The sequence below is a fragment of the Streptomyces sp. NPDC093586 genome (assembly GCF_044764905.1).
Taxonomy (GTDB): domain Bacteria; phylum Actinomycetota; class Actinomycetes; order Streptomycetales; family Streptomycetaceae; genus Streptomyces.
In genome coordinates, this window is sequence record NZ_JBIWJA010000019.1 from 57,978 (window position 1) to 77,959 (window position 19,982).

At 71.0% G+C, this 19,982-nt stretch carries 17 protein-coding genes and 1 pseudogene; 9 read left to right on the plus strand and 9 right to left on the minus strand.

All coding sequences use genetic code 11. From position 1 onward, the window contains the following. The first annotated feature begins 12 nt into the window (after positions 1–12). The gene (locus tag ACIRFH_RS20645) at positions 13–840 is read left to right on the plus strand and encodes an alpha/beta fold hydrolase (RefSeq protein WP_403522599.1); all 828 of its coding nucleotides are present in this window, start codon (positions 13–15) and stop codon (positions 838–840) included. 18 nt (positions 841–858) lie between these two features. Here ACIRFH_RS20645 and ACIRFH_RS20650 read toward each other — a convergent pair whose 3' ends face one another. Then, the gene (locus ACIRFH_RS20650; protein WP_403522602.1) at positions 859–1,053 is read right to left on the minus strand and encodes a DUF5999 family protein; all 195 of its coding nucleotides are present in this window, start codon (positions 1,051–1,053) and stop codon (positions 859–861) included. 242 nt (positions 1,054–1,295) lie between these two features. On the opposite strand from ACIRFH_RS20650, the gene ACIRFH_RS20655 reads away from it, so the two are divergent. Then, on the plus strand, positions 1,296–1,724 hold the full coding sequence (locus ACIRFH_RS20655; protein WP_403522605.1) for a DUF6299 family protein: 429 nt from the start codon (positions 1,296–1,298) through the stop codon (positions 1,722–1,724). Between the two features lie 254 nt (positions 1,725–1,978). Here ACIRFH_RS20655 and ACIRFH_RS20660 read toward each other — a convergent pair whose 3' ends face one another. The 3 genes from ACIRFH_RS20660 to ACIRFH_RS20670 form a co-directional block, all read right to left on the minus strand. After that, positions 1,979–4,204, minus strand: a complete 2,226-nt coding sequence (locus ACIRFH_RS20660) for an MMPL family transporter (protein ID WP_403522608.1) — start codon at positions 4,202–4,204, stop codon at positions 1,979–1,981. A gap of 486 nt (positions 4,205–4,690) precedes the next feature. After that, the gene (locus tag ACIRFH_RS20665; protein ID WP_403522611.1) at positions 4,691–4,996 is read right to left on the minus strand and encodes an acyl-ACP desaturase; all 306 of its coding nucleotides are present in this window, start codon (positions 4,994–4,996) and stop codon (positions 4,691–4,693) included. A gap of 133 nt (positions 4,997–5,129) precedes the next feature. Then, complete coding sequence (locus ACIRFH_RS20670; protein ID WP_403522614.1) at positions 5,130–5,651, minus strand: hypothetical protein; 522 nt, start codon at positions 5,649–5,651, stop codon at positions 5,130–5,132. A 471-nt stretch (positions 5,652–6,122) separates the two neighbouring features. On the opposite strand from ACIRFH_RS20670, the gene ACIRFH_RS20675 reads away from it, so the two are divergent. Beyond that, positions 6,123–6,410 (plus strand): hypothetical protein, encoded by a 288-nt coding sequence (locus ACIRFH_RS20675; protein ID WP_403522617.1) that lies wholly within the window; start codon positions 6,123–6,125, stop codon positions 6,408–6,410. 219 nt (positions 6,411–6,629) lie between these two features. On the opposite strand, the gene ACIRFH_RS20680 is transcribed toward ACIRFH_RS20675, so the two are convergent. After that, complete coding sequence (locus ACIRFH_RS20680; RefSeq protein ID WP_403522620.1) at positions 6,630–8,315, minus strand: ribonuclease J; 1,686 nt, start codon at positions 8,313–8,315, stop codon at positions 6,630–6,632. 253 nt (positions 8,316–8,568) lie between these two features. Between ACIRFH_RS20680 and ACIRFH_RS20685 the strand changes: the two genes are divergently transcribed. Further along, positions 8,569–8,736: a hypothetical protein gene (locus ACIRFH_RS20685; RefSeq protein WP_403522812.1), complete on the plus strand. Its 168-nt coding sequence runs from the start codon at positions 8,569–8,571 to the stop codon at positions 8,734–8,736. A 464-nt stretch (positions 8,737–9,200) separates the two neighbouring features. Here ACIRFH_RS20685 and ACIRFH_RS20690 read toward each other — a convergent pair whose 3' ends face one another. After that, positions 9,201–10,493: a hypothetical protein gene (locus ACIRFH_RS20690; protein ID WP_403522623.1), complete on the minus strand. Its 1,293-nt coding sequence runs from the start codon at positions 10,491–10,493 to the stop codon at positions 9,201–9,203. 10 nt (positions 10,494–10,503) lie between these two features. Here ACIRFH_RS20690 and ACIRFH_RS20695 point away from each other — a divergent pair. The 4 genes and pseudogenes from ACIRFH_RS20695 to ACIRFH_RS20710 form a co-directional block, all read left to right on the plus strand. Further along, positions 10,504–11,517, plus strand: a pseudogene (locus tag ACIRFH_RS20695) (type IV secretion protein Rhs); the annotation flags it as partial. 64 nt (positions 11,518–11,581) lie between these two features. Further along, entirely contained in the window at positions 11,582–12,928 is a 1,347-nt protein-coding gene (locus ACIRFH_RS20700; protein ID WP_403522626.1) for an RHS repeat domain-containing protein, read from the plus strand. Positions 12,929–13,029: 101 nt separating this feature from the next. Continuing rightward, positions 13,030–13,491: a hypothetical protein gene (locus tag ACIRFH_RS20705; RefSeq protein WP_403522628.1), complete on the plus strand. Its 462-nt coding sequence runs from the start codon at positions 13,030–13,032 to the stop codon at positions 13,489–13,491. After that, a complete protein-coding gene (locus ACIRFH_RS20710; RefSeq protein ID WP_403522631.1) occupies positions 13,488–14,090 on the plus strand; it encodes a DUF4291 domain-containing protein in 603 nt (200 codons plus the stop codon). The genes ACIRFH_RS20705 and ACIRFH_RS20710 overlap by 4 nt, the downstream gene beginning before the upstream one ends. Positions 14,091–14,520: 430 nt before the next feature. Here ACIRFH_RS20710 and ACIRFH_RS20715 read toward each other — a convergent pair whose 3' ends face one another. Further along, a complete protein-coding gene (locus ACIRFH_RS20715) occupies positions 14,521–16,050 on the minus strand; it encodes a UDP-N-acetylglucosamine 1-carboxyvinyltransferase (protein ID WP_403522633.1) in 1,530 nt (509 codons plus the stop codon). A gap of 76 nt (positions 16,051–16,126) precedes the next feature. Next, entirely contained in the window at positions 16,127–16,324 is a 198-nt protein-coding gene (locus ACIRFH_RS20720; protein WP_403522635.1) for a DUF4236 domain-containing protein, read from the minus strand. A 305-nt stretch (positions 16,325–16,629) separates the two neighbouring features. Between ACIRFH_RS20720 and acnA the strand changes: the two genes are divergently transcribed. Beyond that, positions 16,630–19,344 carry an aconitate hydratase AcnA gene (gene acnA, locus ACIRFH_RS20725; protein ID WP_403522638.1) on the plus strand — a complete coding sequence of 905 codons (2,715 nt, stop codon included), beginning with the start codon at positions 16,630–16,632 and terminating at the stop codon, positions 19,342–19,344. A 102-nt stretch (positions 19,345–19,446) separates the two neighbouring features. Here the strand turns inward: acnA and ACIRFH_RS20730 are convergent, their stop codons facing one another. Continuing rightward, positions 19,447–19,977, minus strand: coding sequence for a hypothetical protein (locus ACIRFH_RS20730; protein WP_403522640.1), 531 nt, complete (start codon positions 19,975–19,977; stop codon positions 19,447–19,449). Positions 19,978–19,982: the final 5 nt, after the last annotated feature.

A 19,982-nucleotide genomic window follows, 5' to 3' on the forward strand; every position in this document is an offset into this window, starting at 1 on the left:
TAGAGTTCGGGTATGCCGGACATCGAACTGAGCGCGGGAACCCTCGAGTACGAGGACACGGGCGGCGAGGGACCGGTCGTCGTCCTCCTCCACGGCCTGGTCCACGACGCCTCCGTCTGGCGCGAGGTCACCGCCGGCCTGCGTGCCGACCACCGGGTGATCGCACCGACCCTGCCCTACGGCTCCCACCGCAGGCCCCTGTCCCGCCCGCCCACGCCGGACCTCGTCAACGAACTGATCGCCGAGTTCCTCGACCGCCTCGACCTGACCGACGTCACCCTGGTCGAGAGCGACTGCGGCCGGGCCCAGACGGTGGCGGCCCGGCATCCCGAGCGCCTCGCCCGGCTCGTGCTGATCTCGTGCGAGGCCTTCGACAACTACCCGCCGGGACTGCCCGGCAAGCTGATCGGCCTCGCCTGCCGCGTGCCCGGCGGCGTGCCCCTGCTGGTCCGCACCCTGGGCCTGAAGCCCCTGCGCCGCCTGCCCGTCGGGATCGGCGCGCTCACCAGACGCCCCGTGCCGGACGCGATCGTCGACGGCTGGCTGCGCCCCCTGCGCACCGACCCGGCGATCCGCCGCGACTTCCGGCACTACAACACCCACGTCCGGCGCGGCGAACTGCTGGAGGCCGCCCAGGGGCTGCGGCGCTTCGACCGGCCCGCACTGGTCGTCTGGGCCCTCGAGGACCTGATGATGCCCCGCGACCACGGCCGCCGTCTGGCCGAGATCCTCCCGCAGGGCAGGCTGGTGGAGGTCGAGGACAGCCGGACGCTGATCGCCGAGGACCAGCCGGAACTCCTCACCTCCCTGCTGAGGGAGTTCATCGCCGAGAAACCCTGAGGACGACGCCCGCGACGGTCAGGCGGCCGTCGCCGCACCCTCGGCGGGCACCCGGTGCGGCCCGACGGCGCGGCCGTCGGGCCGCAGCTCACCGGTGTCGTCGAAGACGATGCCGCCGTCGCACAGCAGGTTCCACCCCTGCTCGGGGTGGGCGGCGACGACGTGCGCGGCGGGGGAGTCGGCCCCAGGGCAGGAAGGCCGGTGGGAACACATGGCGCACCTCCACGTCGTGAGGGCCGTCCCGGAGGTGGGACCGCCCGTACAGACCGACCGTGCGCCCCGTCGGCAGTCGCCGCCAAGGGACAGCGGCCAAGCGTGACAACACCCGGACGACACGGCGACCGTTCCACGACGGCCGACGCGGACTCGCCACCGAAGGGGTGAGGGTCACTCTCTTCGGGTTGCCCGCCCGGTACCAGTGGAATCCCTCATTCCGACCGACCGGGAGGTCTCCCATGTCCCTACGCCCCGCCGCCCTCGCCGCGGCCGCCGGCGCCGCCCTGATCCTGCTGGCCGCCCCCACCGCGACCGCGAAGGCCGACGCCGCCGAGACGGTGACCGTCGACTCCACCGGCCGCATCGCCGCGGACGGCACCATCACCCTCTCCGGAACCTACCGCTGCTCCGGCGGCACCGGTCCGGTGTACGTCAGCTCGTCCGTGAGCCAGGGCGACAGAACCGTCGAGTACGGCATCGGAGGCACCCTCGCGGTGTGCGACGGCCACCAGCACCGCTGGACCAACATCGGCAGGCCCTACCGCGCCCTGCGGCCCGGCACGGCCCACGTCGGCGCCACCCTGATGGAACTGCGCCCGGTCGGCATCGTCTCGCTGCCGAGCTTCCACGCCCTGAACGAACAGGACATCAAACTGGTCCGGGGCTGACGCCCGTCTGGTCCGGGGGCGGGCCCGCACCCGTTTCGGCCATCCGCAAACGGGCGCGGGCCCGCCTCCCCACGACGGCCGCCACCGCGTGGGACACGGCCCAGGAGCCCGGCGCTGGACGAGCGGCTTCACCAGGTGCTCCAGCGTCGCGGGACCGGCGGACCGGGCCGCCGACCGCCACCGCCGGGGCCAGACCGGCCCACTGGGAAGTTTCCCGTCGCGTCCTGCCCCGAGGGGCGACCGCGACGGTCGGCTCACGCGCCGCCACGACCGCTCCGTCCTCGACGCGCACTGCCTTCTCGCCGCCCTGGGGCATCGCCCGCGGGGCACACTCGAGGACGGTCGCCCGCGGGGTCGGCGACGGCCTGTGCGGGAAGGCGCACCTCGCCGCTCCGGGCGGGCAGCAGACGCCCGAGCCGGGCGGGCAGCCACCAGTTGGCCCGGCCCATGAGCCGCATCAGGGCGGGCGCCAGCACCATCCGGACGACGGTGGCGTCGAGCACGACGGCGGTCATCACCACGAAACCGAGCTGGCGCAGGTCCTGACGGTGGGTGCTGAGCAGCCCGGTGAGGCTCACGACGAGCACGCCCGCGGCCAGGCTGATGGGAAGGGCGGTGCGGCGCAGGCCGTACAGCACGGCCGCCGAGTTGTCGCCGTGGGCCCGGTGGCGCTCGGCGATGCGGTGGACGAGGAAGACCTCGTAGTCCATCGACAGGCCGAACACCAGACTGAGGACGATCAGGGGCAGCAGGGGGCTGACGGCGGAGTAACCCAGCACCGGGGTGACCAGGGTGAGCACCCCGAAGGCGGCTCCCACGCAGAGCAGGTTCATCGCGATCGCCTTGAGCGGGACGAGCACCGAACGGAAGACCAGGAAGGTCAGGACGAACGTGCCGCAGCTGATCACCGCCAGCACCCACCACACCCGGTCACCGGCCGCGACGGCCAGGTCGTACACGGTCGCGGACGGCCCGGCGAACCGCACGGGCTGACCGGCGGGCAGCAGACGCGGTGCCAGGTCCTCGCGCAGCCGCTGCTGGAGAGCGGCCGCTGCCGCGGAGTCCGGCGCCTGCGCCTCGCCGATCAGCAGCAGGGTCAGGTCGCGGCCGTTGTCGATCGGAGCCGCCAGGGAGACCCGGCGGTCCTCGTCCAGCGCGTCGGACAGCGCCTGGGTGTCGACGGACCCGGCGCCCACCGGGTGGGGCAGGACGACCAGGGTGAGGCTCGCGATCCGGTCGGCCTCCATCCTGGCCAGTCCGTCGCCGGCGGCGGTGCCGGCGAGTACGGACCGGTCGAAGTGCAGCGCCGTGCGCAGTCCGAGCGCGGGGAGCGCGGCCAGCAGGAGGAGCAGCGTCGCGGCGGTGGCGTAGCGGGCGGGGTGCCGCATCAGGTGCTCGGTCCAGCGCGCCCAGGCACGGGGGCCGGGCTTCGGGCGGCGCCGTCCCGGCCGCTTCCAGGGCATCGGAGCCCAGTCCAGGACCCGGTCGCAGGAGGCGAGCAGCGCCGGCATCAGGGTGAGCGCGGCGAGGGTCGCGGTCGACGCGGCCAGCACCGCGGCGAGCGCCAGGGTCCGCATGTAGGCGATGTCCGTCAGCAGCAGACCTGTGGCGGTCGCGACGACGGCCGTGCCCGCCAGGAGGACCGTGGCACCGGCGGTGGCGGTGGCCTGTTCGGCGGCCCGGCCGGGCGGCAGCCCGGTGGCCCGACGCCGGCGGTGACGCAGCGACAGCAGCAGTGCGTAGTCCAGACCGACACCGAGTCCGACGGTGGCGACCACGGCCACCGCGGTCGCGTCCACGCCCCGGGACAGACCGGTCAGCGTCAGGATGCCGAGGCTGAGGACGATCGCGCTCCCGGCGAGCAGCAGCACCAGGGCGGCGGCTCCCAGGGAGCCGAGACCCACCGCCAGCAGCAGGGCGGCCGCGGGAACCGTGAACACCTCGGCGGACTCCACGTCCCGGGTGGTGGCACGGGCCAGTTCCGCCAGGACGGGATCCAGACCGACGAGGGCGACCGACACCGCGCCGTCCGAGCGGTCGCGGGCGATCTCCCGGGCTCGGTCGGCCAGTTCCGGCAGCACCTGCCGGGCGGTGTCCGTGCCGCCGAGGAGGCCGAGCATCACGTACGCGTGGCGGGGGTCCTGCCGCTCGGTGCGGGGCACCGGCAGGGCGGCCCCCACCCGCGGCTGCTTCGTCATCGCGGCGGTGACGGCCTGCGTGGTGCGCCCGTACACCGGATCGTCGGCCGACAGCGTGCGGGAGGCGAACGCCAGCATCACCTGCCGCGTGCCGACGTCGGGGAACCGGTCGGCGACCAGGTCCGCTGCGGCGGCCGAGGCCGACCGGTCGACCGTGATGTCCGGCGGCTGCAGGGCCCGGGGGAGGACGGACAGCACGGCGAGACTCGCCACGACCAGCACCAGCCACACGGACATCACCGCGAAGCGGTACCGCACCACGATCGTTCCGATGCGGCGCATCGACGCCTCCCTCACCCGCGCTGCCGAAGGCCCTTTGGCTATCACGGACGGGTCGGGGCGTTCCGGTCACCGCGACCGCCCGCAGGCCGCCCGGACACCTCGCTCGACCGGGCGGCGCAAGGCGTACCGCGTCCCGGGGCGGGCGGCCGCCGTGACCCGAACGAGTGATGCGGGGAGGGGAGGGAAGGGGCGGCGGCGGTTCCCGCCGGACGGCCGCCCGGGCAAGGACCGCGGACCCGGGCCCGGCTCCGCGGTCCTCACTCCCGAGGGTGAACGCGACCAGCGGTGACTACCCTGCGCGTTCCGTTGGCTATTTCCGCACACGCGTCTATCCCGGCCGGCACTTCTGCATGACGACCAGTGGCCCGACGTCGTCCGCGGCATCGCCCGGGACCCGCGGGAAGCGCTGCGCCCGTCCCGCGAGCCGTAGACGCCGCCGGACAGGGTCCGGGGCGGGTGGACCGGGCCGACGGTGGTGGGTCACGGTCACACCGCGGGGGCGCCGTCCCGGCCGAAGAGCGTCGCGATCCCGAAGTGGTGGCTGGGAAGGTTGTCCTCCGTCAGCAGACCGACGGTGAAGGAGTCCCGCACGGCCGCGGACATCACGGACTGCCCCTCCCGCCAGGGCTCGCCGTCCAGCGGGCCGTCGTAGTCGGTGGCCTCGCTCCAGGGGGTGTGGGTGTGCGGGAACCAGGGCTTGGCGGCATCGAGGTGGCGGTCGAGCAGCCGCGCCACGACCGGCTCCAGGGCCGCGAGGAGGCCGACCGGTGCGAGAGCGGGATCATCAGACACAAGGGGCCTCACCTGAGGAGGCCGCCGGGCGACGACGCACCGGCCGGGCCGCGGTCCTGCGGCCCGGCCGGCCTCTGCCCGGCGGCAGGGGAGCGGGACGAGCGCCCCGCTCCCCTGCCGCCGGGAGCCCGCGTTACCAGGCGGCCTTCGCGCTGTCGTAGGACTGCTGGCAGGTGGCGTTGGTCGCCTCGGTGGAGAGCTTCTGCATGGAGTTCTTCCAGACCTTCTTGACCACGGTCTCCGCGCCCCGGGTCTCCGCCGGGAGGGTGGGCGCGTACTTCTTGAACGCTCCCATCGCCGCGGTGGTGAACTTCCTGCACACCAGGCCGTCGGTGTTCTGGTAGGTGGTGTCCAGGTACCGTGCGACCTCCGCCCCGTTGGCGGTGGCCCAGTCGTTCCACGCCGTGCACGCACGGTCCGTGAACGCTTCCTGGTCGGTCTCGCTCAGCGCGCCCAGCTCGTTCAGCAGGGTGGTCTTGACCTTGTCGGGGACCGTGAACTGCTGGACGGGGAACTTGTCCTGGACCCCGGTGATGGCCGACAGGCACGAGGGGGGCAGATCCACCGCGTGCGCGGGCGCCTGTACGGTCAGCAGGGGGACGGACAGCATGGCGGCGACGACGGCGGCGCGCCGACAGATGTGACGAACGGTCATGGTGGGGGTGCCTCCTCAAGAGGAACGCGGATGCTCGGTCGGGCCGGAACAACGCCCTGATCACGTCAACGGCCGAAGCCCGCGCAGGTCACGCGTCGTCCCCCGGAAGCCGGAAGCCGGCCAGCCGTCCGGGGGACGCGCCGTGACCGTCCGCCACCGCGTGGATCCGGCACCTCTGCCGGACGTGCGGTCGCGAGGCCTTCCCGTGCCCTTCGAGCCCCGGACGAGCGGTGCGAACTGCTCCCGCGTCGGGCGGGCTTCCTCGTGCGGGGCCTTGAACACCGCATGTCTTCCCGCGCTTCCGTACGCCCCCACGGGAACGGCAACAGGCCGGTCGTCGGCAGGCGCGGCCGGGACGGGCGGCGGATGGTCTGCGAGGTGTGTGCGGCCATCCTCGCGGTTGCAGACGCAGGGGTGCGGGTGGCGTAGCTGTATCGTGCGGCCCACCATCTACACCGAGGGGGAGCGGCTATGGGGGGCATGACCGCCAAGGAACGAGTCGCGGGTCTCGTCGTCGCGTACGCGGCCCTGGTCGACGCGTCCAACGCATGTGACGCGCTGGACGAGGTGGTGGTGGCCGCCGACAGCTGGACTTCGGCCACGGATCTCCTCCGATCCTGCGGCTACCGCAAGGTCCCCAGGCGGGCCATGAACGACAAGGTCCCGGCAGAGGCGGTCGCGGCAGCCCTCACCAGTCCCGGAACGGTGTTCCGGAAGCGTTTTACGGCGGACACGCCGTGGACACCCGCCACCAAGTGAGGGAACGGTCCTCCAGGACCAACGGGACTCCTTCATCGTGCCCGCACGGCAGCTGCGGGGCAGGCCGGAAGGGTGAGCGGCGCACCGGCCATCGTGTGAACTCGGTCCGGCACCTGGAGCCGCCGGAGCACCTGACGACCACTCGGCACCGCGCGCACTGCGGCGTCCCGTAAGCGTGTGCTCTCCTGCAGGCGAGCCGAGTGGGGGAGGGGGCGGCGATCAGGCGTCGATGATGACGGGGATGATGAGGGGCTGGCGGCGGTACGTCCGGAATGCCCAGTTCGCCACGGCGCGGGCGATGAGCTGCTCCAGTTGGTGCGCATCGCCGACCCCTTCCTGGGCCGCGGTCGCCAGAGTCTTCTCGATGACAGGGACGACCGGTTCGAAGGTGGTGTCGTCGTGGACGAACCCGCGGGCCAGGAAGTCGGGCGGCTCGGTGAGGGCGCCCGTGTCGGCGTCGACGATCACCACCACGGTGACCACGCCTTCCTCCGCGAGGGTGACGCGGTCCTTCAGGGACGCCTCGGTGGCCCCGCCGACCTCCATGCCGTCCACGTAGACATTGCCCGCGGGCACCTTGCCGGTGATCGACGCGCGCCCGTCCACGAGGTCGACGACCACGCCGTCCTCGGCGATGACCACCCGCTCGGGATCGACCCCCGTACGGATGGCAAGGTCGGCGTTGGCCCGCAGGTGGCGCCATTCGCCGTGCACCGGCATGACATTGCGGGGCTTGACGATGTTGTAGCAGTACACGAGTTCACCGGCGCTGGCGTGCCCGGAGACGTGCACCTTGGCGTTGCCCTTGTGGACGACATGGGCGCCCCACCGGGTCAGCCCGTTGATCACCCGGTAGATGGCGTTCTCGTTGCCGGGGATCAGGGAGCTGGCGAGCAGGACGGTGTCGTCCTTGCCGATGCGGATCACATGGTCGCGGTTGGCCATCCGGGACAGCGCCGCCATCGGCTCGCCCTGGGATCCGGTACACACGAGGGCGATCTTGTGGTCGGGGAGCTTCTCCAGTTCCTTGGTACTGACGACCAGGCCGCGGGGAACCTTCAGGTAACCGAGGTCGCGGGCGATGCCCATGTTGCGGACCATGGAGCGGCCCACGAAGGCGACCTTCCGGCCGTGCTGGTGCGCGGCGTCCAGGACCTGCTGGATGCGATGCACATGACTGGCGAAGCTGGAGACGATCACCCGGCGCGGGGCGGTACGCATGACCTGCTCGATCGCCGGATTCAGTTCGCGCTCGGAGGTGGTGAAGCCGGGGACCTCGGCGTTGGTGGAGTCGGTGAGGAAGAGATCGACGCCTTCCTCACCGAGGCGGGCGAAGGCGCGCAGGTCGGTGATGCGGTCGTCCAGCGGGAACTGGTCCATCTTGAAGTCACCCGTGTGCAGCACCAGTCCGGCCCCCGTGCGGATCGCGATGGCGAGACTGTCCGGGATGGAGTGGTTGACCGCGACGAACTCGCAGTCGAAGGGGCCGAAGCCGCGCCGGTCTCCCTCACGGACCCGCACCGTGCGTGGTCTGATGCCGTGCTCCTTGAGCTTGGCCTCCAGGAACGCCAGTGTCAGCTTCGAGCCCACGACGGGGATGTCGGAGCGCTCTCGCAGCAGATACGGCACGCCGCCGATGTGGTCCTCGTGGCCGTGGGTGAGCACCACGGCCACGATGTCGTCCAGGCGATCGCGGATCGACGTGAAGTCCGGCAGGATCACGTCCACGCCGGGCTGAGTCTCTTCGGGGAACAGCACGCCGCAGTCGACGACGAGCAGCTTGCCGGCGTGCTCGAAGACGGTCATGTTGCGCCCGATCTCACCCAGACCGCCCAGGGCGACGACCCTCAGCCCTCCTTCGGGCAGCGGAGGGGCGGCTTTCAGTTCAGGATGCGGATGACTCATGCTTTTGACGTTACCCGAGAGTCTGCGGAGGTGATCCACGGACTGTCGGAGGTCCTGACGAAGGCGCTGGACGTGGCGGTGGGCGATCAGGCAGGTGGCGAGGCCGAGGAAGGCTTCGGTCCTGGCGCGCACCGTGTACTCCGTGACCGCCTGGCTGCTGTCCGGGACGAGCGCCGGCTACCACCCGGGCACCTGAGGGCCGCTGGTCGAGGCCGTTCTGCGTCGCCTCGACCACGCCGACATTTTTCTGATCATCGCCGGAGCCTGTACCCCTTTGGCCGTGCTCCTGCCCCCTGACCGGCAGGCACTGCTGCTGTGGATCGTGTGGATCGTGTGGACGGGTGCGCTGGCCGGCATCTCCTTTCGGGTCCTGGGGATCAATGCCCTCGCTGGCTGTACACCCCCTGCTGCCTGGCCCTGAGGGGGGCACCGGCGCGGTGCCTGCCCGACTTCCTGCACATCGGCGGAGCGGCGGTGGTCCCCCTGATGATGACCGGCGGTTTTCTCCGCGGCACGGGAGTGGCGGTCTACGCCGTCCACTGACCGCAGCAGCAGGATTCGCTCCTGCGTCACGGTGGTGTCGCCCCATTCGCACCGATCGGGGAGTGCGGCATGCGGTGAGGGCCCGGCCGGCGCGCGCCGGCCGGGCCCTCACCGCTGTTCTGGTGTCAGCGCGCGCCTGTCGCGTCGGTCAGGGGGACGCCGAGCATCATGACGTGCAGGGGGACTCTCGGTGGCTGATGAGCCGCACGTCGTGCTGTGCTGTGGGACAGTCGGCCCTCCTTCGTTCCGTGGTTCTCGGCCTGCCGGATCCGGGCCGGAGCCGGCAGGCGGATGCTCCGCCGCTGTGGTGGCCCGCTCGTCGGCCGGCCACCGGTCGTGCTGTCACGTGCGCACGCGTGCGTCCCGGCTCGTCCGCCGGTCCCAGCCCGGAAGCGGCAGGGTGCGGCGCCATGCGCGGGACACGAGTACGGCCGTCAGCACGGCGGCGACGGGCGTGAGGGCGAGCGGGAGATAGCCGGTGAGGTGGCCGGCGTTCCCGGTCAGCGCCGGGAGCAGGGACGCCCCGACCGCCGCGTACAGCCCGACGACCGTGAGCCGGATGCCGGGGGAGGTGCGGCAGACACCTCTCCAGGGCCGGGTCGCCGCGCCGGGGGTGGTCGCCTCCTGCGTCACCCTGGCGGCGTCGGTCAGGCGGCGGATGCCGGAGCGGGGGACGGAGCAGGCGAAGGTCCGGCCGTCAGGTGCGACGAAGACCGCCGGGACCATGCTCTTCCCGTCCGCCATGGTCCAGCGCCGGGCCCAGACCAGCCGGCCTGTCCCCTCGCCGAACTCCGTCGTCAGGGGGAGGATCTCGGCGCGGTCGACACAGAGTTCGACCGCGGTGTCACCGTCGACCGCGGCGCTCAGCCAGACCCTGTCGACCACCTTGGTGCTGCCGGCCCGGTCGCCGAGCGTGGTGCGGGCGTCGTGGACCGCGGTCAGCCACTCCACATACGCGGCGTTCACCTGCCCCGCCGCCGCGTCCTCGGCCAGCAGCCTGCGCGGACCGTGCTCGGAGACCCGCTCCGAGTTCACGAAGCCGACGGCCGCCCAGCACGCCACGAGCAGGAGAACCGCGAACGGCATCAGCGTCCCGCCCTCCAGCGGCACGTACCAGGGCGAGAGGTACGACGACAGGTCCACACCGTCGTCCACCCAGCCGCCCAGCTCGGGGCGACCGGGGGCGTGGAGGACCCGGACGTCCCTTCCCTCCTCCGGCGACGAGCCGACGATCCCGCGGTCCACGGCGAGCACCGTGCCGTCGGCCAGTTCGACGCGCAGATCGGCGTAGTGGTAGGCGCCCCGCTTGCCCTTGCCGACGCCGGTGGGCTCCCGGTCGCCGACCTGGACGACGGTCCCCGTCGACACCCGCGGCTGCGCGCGCTGGATCGCGTCGAGCGCCTCGCCCTGGGTGCCGTCCGGCCGCAGCCCCACGAGGGACGCCGAGGCGATGGCGGTGGCGGCGAGCACGAGGGCGAAGGCCGGGCCGAGCGGGACGGGGAAGGGGCGGGGGAGCGCCGAGGGGATCGGCGGGAGTTCCTCGTCGAGCCCGGGCGCGGGCGGGCCCGGCTCCGGCGGGGGCGCCCGGCGCGAGGCTTCCACCCACCCCAGACCGCACACGAGCGCCAGCGTCATCGCGGCCATCATGTCGACACGCGGCGCCGCAGCCGTGAACCGTACGACGGGAAGCAGGACCACCGCCGCGGCGCATATCAGCGCCGCCGTCCCCCACCCGCGAGTCCAAACCGTGGATCTTCGCATCCCCCCATCCAACCCCGGCGACGGGTACGACGAAGGCGACCTCACCGAAGTCGTCGATTCCTCCGGGAAGCCGCTGCGTTTCGGATACGACGACAGGGCGCGCATCGTCTCGTGGACCGACACGAACGGCCACCGCTTCGACTACACCTACGACGATCAGGACCGCCGCGTCGGTCGGTCCGGGAGCGAGGGGCACGTCGACTCCCGTTTCCGGTACGAGCCGGGGACGACCACCGTCGTGAACGGCCTCGGGCACGTGCGGCGTTACGCCGTCGATGCCCGGGCGCACGTCGTCGCCGAGACCGATGCGAACGGTGCGGCGACGTACTTCGAGCGGGACAGGTTCAACCGGCTGGTCCGCCGGGTCGATCCGCTGGGGCGGACGACCGCGGTCGAGTGCGACGGGCACGGCCGGGTCACCTCGGTCACGCGCCCGGACGGCCGGCGCACCACCGTGGAGTACGACCTTCTCGGGCTCCCCGTCCTGGTGACTCGTCCGGACGGGACGAGAGTCCGGCGGGAGTACGACGAGCGGGGCAACCTCACATCGGAGACCGGCCCGTCCGGCACGCTCCGGTTCACCTACGACGCCCGCGGCCACGTGGCTTCGACGACCGATCCGGCGGGCCGCACCACCTTGATACGGTGCAACGCCGCGGGCCTCCCCGTGGAGTCCGTCGCCCCATCCGATGGTGTCACCCGCCACACGTACGACGCCTTCGGCCGACCCGTCTCCGTCACCGATCCGCTCGGCCGGGCCACCCGCCTGACCTGGAGCACGGAGGGACGCCTGCTGCGCCGCACGGATTCCGACGGCGGCGAACACGAGTGGACCTACGACGGTGAAGGGAACGTGCTCACCCACACCACCCCCGACGGCGGGCGGACGGTGTACGAGTACGGCGCCTTCGACCGTCTGACGGCGCGGCTATCACTACCGCTCGGACGGTCACCTGGCGGCGTTGGAAACGGGCGACGGACGCTACGACTTCACCCTGGACACGGTGGGACGGATCACCGCCGTGACCGCGTCCGGCTGGGAGGAGAAGTACGCCTGCGACGGTGCCGGGAACCAGACCGAGGCCATGTGGCCGGACTTCCAGCCCGACGCCGCGGTGGCCACCGGACGTCGCACGTACCAGCGGAACAGGGCGGAACAGGGCGGAACAGGGCGGAACAGGCTGGTCTCGGCGGGAGGACCGCGCTACGAGCACGACGCCCAGGGGCGCGTGACGCCGCGTCAGAGGACTCGGTTGTCCCGCAAGCCGGACACATGGCGCTTCACCTGGGACGCCGAGGACCGGCTGATCGGACTGACCACACCCGACGGCACGTCCTGGCGGTACCTGTACGACGCGTTGGGGCGTCGCCTCGCCAAACGCCGGCTGACCGTGGACGGCGAGGTCGACGAGGAGACCACCTTCACCTGGGAGGGCTCGGCACTGTGCGAGCAGACCACGGTCTCCCGGGGGAGGTCCGGCTCGGTCGCCCTCACCTGGGACCACCGGGATCTGCACCCTGTGGTACGGACGGAACGTCTCCTCTCCACGTCCCAGGAAGAGATCGACAGTCGTTTCTTCACGATCGTGACGGACCTGGTGGGGGCACCCACCGCGCTCGTCGACGAGCGCGGCGCCGTCGCCTGGTGGACCCGTGCGACGGTGTGTGGGCAGACGACCTGGAACAGCGATGCGACCGCCTGCACCCCGCTGCGCTTTCCGGGCCAGTACTTCGACCCGGAATCAGGGCTGCGCCACAACGTCTTCCGCACCTACGATCCCGGGAGCGCCCGGTGCCTGACGCCCGATCCACGGGGCCTCGCCCCGGCGCCCAACCCCACGGCGTACGTGCGCAATCCGCTCACCTGGTCCGACCACCTGGGTCTGGCTCCGGACGAGTGCACCGTCACTGTCTACCGGAAGCAGACCCGGCATCCGCTCAGCCAGCGTGGGCACGTGGACGAAAACGGAAACGTCACCATCACCGGAAACAATCAGCTCTATGTCAACATGAGCGGCGACATCAAGCACGCTGTTGAATTCCGTGGTGACGGCGGCCAGATCGTGTCGTTCGAGGTGCCGAAGGGCTTCGTCGAAGAGGTACGGCACAATGCGGTGCCGCAGAAACAGCCGGAAGGGCTGGGCTTCACCCAACAGGAGTGGAAGCGGCTGAAGAAGTATTACCCGGAGATATCGGACCCCACGATGGGGCCTGACCTCTACGGACTGCCCGGAGAGGTGATCGACGAAATGCGCAGAGTCATCATTCCCGGGCCTGGTGAAATTGTTCAGGATTTCGAGTGGAAGTAGGAAACGTGCTGCACGGGATCGAGGGTGTGGAGCGAGAACTCGCTCGGGTTTCCGGACGGCCCGAAAGCGACCCCGACACCCCTGTCCTCGTCCATGTCGCGGTGAATCCGAACGGCGATCCCGAGGCGTACGCCGGCAGGTTGCGCGAGGTCTTCGCAGCGGTGTTCGCCCTTGCCGCGCACGTGGACTTCGACGAGGACGAGGTGCGCGTGGACACCCTTCCCGACTGGTTCGTCCAGGTCTGCGTGGGCGGTGCCGCCGCCGATTCGTTCGCCGTCGACGGCCGGGCGCGTTACACCGGGCGGACCGGTGACGGGCCCTGGGAGATCCAGGACTGGCTTTCCCGCTTCGACCCCGAACTGGAGGCGAGGGGCTGGGCGTTCTGGGACCTCACGCGCTCCGCCGACGGCGGTGGGCGGCTGAATCTGTGGCTGGACACGTGGGGGGAGCCGTTCTTCTCCTGGGAGGAACTGCGCTGGCTCCTGTACACCTGTGGCGCGGACTCCGTCGCCGATCCGGTGGTGACCAAGTCCGACTCCTGGGCGCAGGAACAGTCCGCATGAGCGACACGACGCCCTCGCGCCAGGTCCGTGCGGTCTTCGACGACGAGGTCATCACCGTCTACCAGGCGTACGGGGACCGGATCGCCGTGCCCGCCCTCCGGGCAGGCACCTTCGTCGATCCGTTCAAACGGGCGCGCATGACGTGGATCAAGCCGTCGTTCCTCTGGATGATGTACCGCTGCGGTTGGGCGACCAGGCCCGATCAGGAGCGGGTCCTCGCCATCGAGATCACGAGAGAGGGCTTCGAGTGGGCTCTCGCGAACGCCTGCCTCAGCCATTTCGACCGCACCCGCTTCGACACCGAAGCCGCTTGGCGGGAAGCGCTGCGGACCAGTCCCGTCCGGGTCCAGTGGGACCCCGAGCGTGACCTCGGGCTGAATCCGTTGCCCCGTCGTGCCATCCAGATCGGGCTGTCGGGCGAGGCGGTGGACCGGTACGTGGACGACTGGGTCACGTCGATCCGGGACGTGACGCCACTCGCCCATGAGGTGCACGCGGCGGTCGTCGCAGGTGACGAAGACGCGGCCCGGGGGCTTCTTCCCGCTGAACGGCCGTACCCGTTGACCGACGACCTCGTGGGCCGGATCGGCCGACGATGAGCGGGTGGGACGGACCGCCTTCGCCGACCACGGCTGGAGGAGCAGGTCCTGGTCGAGGTGACAGGGCGGGTCGTCGCGCAGGCCCTCGTGCAGAACGCCTTCGAAAAGGAAGGCCTCCACATCCGGTGGCAGGTCCAGATGGTGCGGGCGAAGCTGTGCTTCGCGCTCCCCGAGGCTGCAAGGTCCGCGATGTGCCTCCGTCTCAAGCGTGCCCCGTGCCCCGTGCGGGCGCACGGGGCACGGCACGGGCCGCCATTGACGCGATCTCCGCCCGGCTTCGGGCCGGACGGTGTCAGGCCGGGACCGCGGTCGGCCGGGCCCCGGCGCGGGTGCAAAGTCCCAGAGAAGTCCCACGGGTGCCGCCAGGCCCCCTCCTGCTCCGCATCCTCGCAGGCCGGACACAGCGCGGCGGCGTCTTCCTGGAGGACGTTCAGATGTCCCGGAAGATCTCGATCTGCGCCCCGATCGAGTTCAGCCGCTCCGCCAGGTCCTCGTACCCCCGGTTGATGACGTACACGTTGCGCAGCACCGACGTGCCCTCCGCCGCCATCATCGCCAGCAGGACGACCACCGCCGGGCGCAGGGCCGGCGGGCACATCATCTCGGCGGCACGCCAGCGGGTGGGGCCCTCGACCAGGACGCGGTGGGGGTCCAGGAGCTGGAGGCGCCCGCCGAGGCGGTTGAGGTCGGTCAGGTAGATGGCGCGGTTGTCGTAGACCCAGTCGTGGATGAGGGTCTTGCCCTGCGCGGAGGCCGCGATCGCGGCGAAGAACGGGACGTTGTCGATGTTCAGGCCGGGGAACGGCATCGGGTGGATCTTGTCGATCGGCGCCTCCAGCTTGGAGGGCCGGACGGTGAGGTCCACCAGGCGCGTGCGGCCGTTGTCCGCGACGTACTCCGGCGTGCGGTCGTGGTCGAGGCCCATCTCCTCGAGGACCGCCAGCTCGATCTCCAGGAACTCGATGGGGACGCGACGCACCGTCAGCTCCGACTCCGTCACGACGGCGGCGGCCAGCAGGCTCATCGCCTCCACCGGGTCCTCGGAGGGGGAGTAGTCCACGTCGACGTCGATGACCGGCAGGCCGTGCACGGTGAGCGTGGTGGTGCCGATGCCCTCGACCTTGACGCCCAGGGCCTCCAGGAAGAAGCACAGGTCCTGGACCATGTAGTTGGACGAGGCGTTGCGGATGACGGTGACGCCGTCGTGCCGGGCGGCCGCGAGGAGCGCGTTCTCGGTGACCGTGTCGCCCCGCTCGGTCAGCACGATCGGGCGGTCCGGGCGCACGCCGCGGTCGACCACCGCGTGGTAGTGGCCCTCGGTCGCGGCGACGTCCAGGCCGAACCGGCGCAGGGCGATCATGTGCGGCTCGATGGTGCGCGTGCCGAGGTCGCAGCCGCCGGCGTAGGGCAGCCGGAAGCGGTCCATGCGGTGCAGCAGCGGGCCCAGGAACATGATGATGGAGCGGGTGCGGACGGCGGCCTCGGCGTCGATGGCCTCCATGTCCAGCTCGGCCGGGGGCACGATCTCCAGGTCGGTGCCGTCGTTGACCCAGCGGGTGCGCACGCCGATGGAGTTCAGGACCTCCAGGAGGCGGTAGACCTCCTCGATGCGGGCGACCCGGCGCAGCACCGTGCGCCCCTTGTTGAGCAGCGAGGCGCACAGCAGGGCCACGCAGGCGTTCTTGCTGGTCTTGACGTCGATGGCGCCGGACAGGCGGCGGCCGCCGACCACGCGCAGGTGCATCGGGCCCGCGTAGCCCAGGGAGACGATCTCGCTGTCCAGCGCTTCGCCGATACGGGCGATCATCTCAAGGCTGATGTTCTGGTTGCCGCGCTCGATGCGGTTGACGGCGCTCTGACTGGTGTTGAGCGCCTCCGCGAGCTGTGCCTGCGTCCAGCCACGGTGCTGCCGGGCGTCACGGATGAGCTTGCCGATGCGTACGAGGTAGTCGTCTGCCATGAGGTTGAGGCTATCTCAGATATGAGATGGTGCCTCTCAGGGGGGTCTGTTCGGGTGATGCGGCGTCAGGAGCGGGTCAGCGGCGCTTCGCGGTGGTCGTGCGACGCCACCCGAAAGGCCCCGGCAGATCCATCGACGTCGTGCGCCGCCCCGTGCTGCTGCGCGTGTGGCGCGGGCCGCTTCGGCCACCGGTCGTGATGGACCACGAACGTTTGTTGAGGTTCAGCCGCACTCCGGGGAGGATCCGGAAGCTCTTGCGGAACGTGAGCGGCATCGTGCCCCCTTCCGAGTCGTGCCGGGAGCGCCCGGCATACGTCGGATACCCCGGTTCGGCGTGGAGATGGCCGTCCGGGTCACTCGGGTGGGGTGCACGCCACACCGCGCCCGGGCATGACCAGTCCGCCCCTATGTACTAGAGTTATCTCGACATCGAGATATCTGCCGAGGCGCACCGCAGCCGCACGCCGCTACCGGGTCTGACAGTAAGGGTTACCTAACTTAGCCCTACCTTAGCGGATCGGTCGGGGCGACGCGGCGGCAGGATGCGGTGGTACGCGCACATCAATGAAGGAGACTGTCGTGTCGGCGAACAGCTTCGACGCCCGCAGCACGCTGCAGGTGGGCGACGAGTCGTACGAGATCTTCCGGCTGGACAAGGTCGAGGGCTCCGCGCGCCTTCCCTACAGCCTGAAGGTGCTGCTGGAGAACCTGCTCCGCACCGAGGACGGCGCGAACATCACCGCCGACCACATCCGCGCCCTCGGCGGCTGGGACTCGCAGGCCCAGCCGTCGCAGGAGATCCAGTTCACGCCCGCCCGCGTGATCATGCAGGACTTCACCGGCGTGCCCTGCGTCGTCGACCTCGCCACCATGCGCGAGGCCGTCAAGGAGCTCGGCGGCGACCCGGCGAAGATCAACCCGCTGGCCCCGGCCGAGCTGGTCATCGACCACTCCGTGATCGCCGACAAGTTCGGCACCAACGACGCCTTCAAGCAGAACGTCGACCTGGAGTACGGCCGCAACAAGGAGCGCTACCAGTTCCTGCGCTGGGGCCAGACCGCCTTCGACGAGTTCAAGGTCGTCCCGCCCGGCACCGGCATCGTCCACCAGGTGAACATCGAGCACCTGGCCCGCGTCGTCATGATCCGCGACGGCAAGGCCTACCCCGACACCCTGGTCGGCACCGACTCGCACACCACCATGGTCAACGGCCTCGGCGTCCTCGGCTGGGGCGTCGGCGGCATCGAGGCCGAGGCCGCCATGCTCGGCCAGCCGGTCTCCATGCTGATCCCGCGCGTCGTCGGCTTCAAGCTCACCGGCGAGCTGCAGCCCGGCACCACCGCCACCGACCTCGTCCTCACGATCACCGAGATGCTGCGCAAGCACGGCGTCGTCGGCAAGTTCGTCGAGTTCTACGGCGAGGGCGTCGCCGCCACGTCGCTGGCCAACCGCGCCACCATCGGCAACATGTCGCCGGAGTTCGGCTCCACCGCCGCGATCTTCCCGATCGACGACGAGACGCTGAACTACCTGCGCCTGACCGGCCGCTCCGAGCAGCAGGTCGCGCTCGTCGAGGCGTACGCCAAGGAGCAGGGCCTCTGGCTGGACCCGGCCGCCGAGCCCGACTTCTCCGAGAAGCTGGAGCTCGACCTCTCCACGGTCGTGCCCTCCATCGCCGGCCCGAAGCGCCCGCAGGACCGCATCGTCCTCGCCAACGCCGCCGAGCAGTTCAAGCAGGACGTGCGCAACTACGTCGACAGCGTGGACGAGGCGGGCCAGGAGTCCTTCCCGGCCTCCGACGCCCCCGCCGTCACCAACGGCGTGCCGTCCAACCCGGTCCCGGTCACCGCCCCCGACGGCACGACCTACGAGCTGGACCACGGTGCGGTGACGGTCGCGGCCATCACCTCCTGCACCAACACCTCCAACCCGTACGTCATGGTCGCCGCCGCCCTGGTGGCCAAGAAGGCGGTCGAGAAGGGCCTGACCCGCAAGCCGTGGGTCAAGACCACCCTCGCCCCGGGCTCCAAGGTCGTCACCGACTACTTCGAGAAGGCGGGCCTGACCCCGTACCTCGACAAGGTCGGCTTCAACCTGGTCGGTTACGGCTGCACCACCTGCATCGGCAACTCCGGCCCGCTGCCGGACGAGGTCTCCAAGGCCGTCAACGACCACGACCTCGCCGTCACCTCGGTCCTCTCCGGCAACCGGAACTTCGAGGGCCGCATCAACCCCGACGTCAAGATGAACTACCTGGCGTCCCCGCCGCTGGTCGTCGCCTACGCGATCGCCGGTTCCATGAAGGTGGACATCACCAAGGACGCCCTGGGCGCCGACCAGGACGGCAACCCGGTCTTCCTGAAGGACATCTGGCCCTCCGAGGCCGAGGTCAACGAGGTCGTCGCCAACGCCATCGGCGAGGACATGTTCGCCAAGTCCTACAGCGACGTCTTCGCGGGCGACGCCCAGTGGCAGGCGCTGCCGATCCCCACCGGCGACACCTTCGAGTGGGACACCGAGTCCACCTACGTGCGCAAGCCCCCGTACTTCGAGGGCATGGGCATGGAGCCGGCCCCGGTCGAGGACATCACCGGCGCCCGGGTGCTCGCCAAGCTCGGCGACTCGGTCACCACCGACCACATCTCCCCGGCCGGTGCCATCAAGGCCGACACCCCGGCGGGCAAGTACCTCACGGAGCACGGCGTCGAGCGCCGCGACTTCAACAGCTACGGCTCGCGCCGCGGCAACCACGAGATCATGATCCGCGGTACGTTCGCCAACATCCGCCTGCGCAACCAGATCGCGCCGGGCACCGAGGGCGGCTACACCCGCGACTTCACCCAGGACGGCGGTCCGGTGTCGTTCATCTACGACGCCTCCCGCAACTACATCGAGCAGGGCATCCCGCTCGTCGTCCTGGCCGGCAAGGAGTACGGTTCCGGCTCGTCCCGCGACTGGGCCGCCAAGGGCACCGCGCTCCTCGGCGTCAAGGCCGTCATCGCCGAGTCCTACGAGCGCATCCACCGCTCGAACCTCATCGGCATGGGCGTCCTGCCGCTGCAGTTCCCGGAGGGCCAGTCCGCGGCCTCCCTCGGCCTGACCGGCGAGGAGACCTTCTCCGTCTCCGGCGTCACCGAGCTGAACGACGGCACCACCCCGCGCACGGTGAAGGTCACCACCGACACGGGCGTCGAGTTCGACGCGGTCGTCCGCATCGACACCCCCGGCGAGGCCGACTACTACCGCAACGGCGGCATCCTGCAGTACGTGCTGCGCAGCCTGATCCGCAACTAGGCGGCGGCGCACAACGGTTGAGGGCCGCACCCCCGGCGACGGGGGTGCGGCCCTCGGGCGTTGCCACGGGGCGGCCCGGGCGTCACACGGGTCGTCCGGGCGTCAGGCGACCGCCGCGCCCGTGCCGCGAGCCGCGGCGATGTAGTCGGTGCGGCCGGCCCCGTCGTACAGCGTGATGTCGACGTACGCGCCCTCCGGGATGTCGAAGTCCTTCACCGTGAGGTCCACGGTCTGAGAGGTCCCCGGCGCGGAGAAGGTGCCCAGGTCGTGGTACGAGCCGCCGGACGAGTAGCCGACGGCCGCGTAGAAGGTGTCGCCGTCGTTCCTGGTGTCGTAGACCCAGAGCTTCTCGTCGTTCGGGTGGAACTCGACCTTGCCGACGAACGAACCCGCGGCGGTCAGCTCCATCTTGACGGCGGTGCCGCCCGCGTCCTGCGCGAAGGAGGTGCCGTCGAACGGGTCGGTGAGACTGCCGCCGCTGCACGGGCAGGTGCCGGTGTCGCGGTAGTACGTGGCGACGGCGGGATCGGGATCGTAGGCCTGGGCCGGCGCGGCCGTCGCGACCAGGGCCCCCGTCGCCAGCAGCGCCCCCGTGGCCAGTCCCGTGAACCGCTTGCCGATGCTCGTCCGCACGTGCT

What these genes read in the sequence shown, in the direction of transcription:
- ACIRFH_RS20645 (WP_403522599.1), top strand. Translation starts at nt 13, where the DNA reads ATGCCGGACATCGAACTGAGCGCGGGAACCCTCGAGTACGAGGACACG.
- ACIRFH_RS20650 (WP_403522602.1), bottom strand. Translation starts at nt 1,053, where the DNA reads ATGTGTTCCCACCGGCCTTCCTGCCCTGGGGCCGACTCCCCCGCCGCG.
- ACIRFH_RS20655 (WP_403522605.1), top strand. Translation starts at nt 1,296, where the DNA reads ATGTCCCTACGCCCCGCCGCCCTCGCCGCGGCCGCCGGCGCCGCCCTG.
- ACIRFH_RS20660 (WP_403522608.1), bottom strand. Translation starts at nt 4,204, where the DNA reads ATGCGCCGCATCGGAACGATCGTGGTGCGGTACCGCTTCGCGGTGATG.
- ACIRFH_RS20670 (WP_403522614.1), bottom strand. Translation starts at nt 5,651, where the DNA reads ATGACCGTTCGTCACATCTGTCGGCGCGCCGCCGTCGTCGCCGCCATG.
- ACIRFH_RS20675 (WP_403522617.1), top strand. Translation starts at nt 6,123, where the DNA reads ATGGGGGGCATGACCGCCAAGGAACGAGTCGCGGGTCTCGTCGTCGCG.
- ACIRFH_RS20680 (WP_403522620.1), bottom strand. Translation starts at nt 8,315, where the DNA reads ATGAGTCATCCGCATCCTGAACTGAAAGCCGCCCCTCCGCTGCCCGAA.
- ACIRFH_RS20690 (WP_403522623.1), bottom strand. Translation starts at nt 10,493, where the DNA reads ATGACGCTGGCGCTCGTGTGCGGTCTGGGGTGGGTGGAAGCCTCGCGC.
- ACIRFH_RS20710 (WP_403522631.1), top strand. Translation starts at nt 13,488, where the DNA reads ATGAGCGACACGACGCCCTCGCGCCAGGTCCGTGCGGTCTTCGACGAC.
- ACIRFH_RS20715 (WP_403522633.1), bottom strand. Translation starts at nt 16,050, where the DNA reads ATGGCAGACGACTACCTCGTACGCATCGGCAAGCTCATCCGTGACGCC.
- ACIRFH_RS20720 (WP_403522635.1), bottom strand. Translation starts at nt 16,324, where the DNA reads ATGCCGCTCACGTTCCGCAAGAGCTTCCGGATCCTCCCCGGAGTGCGG.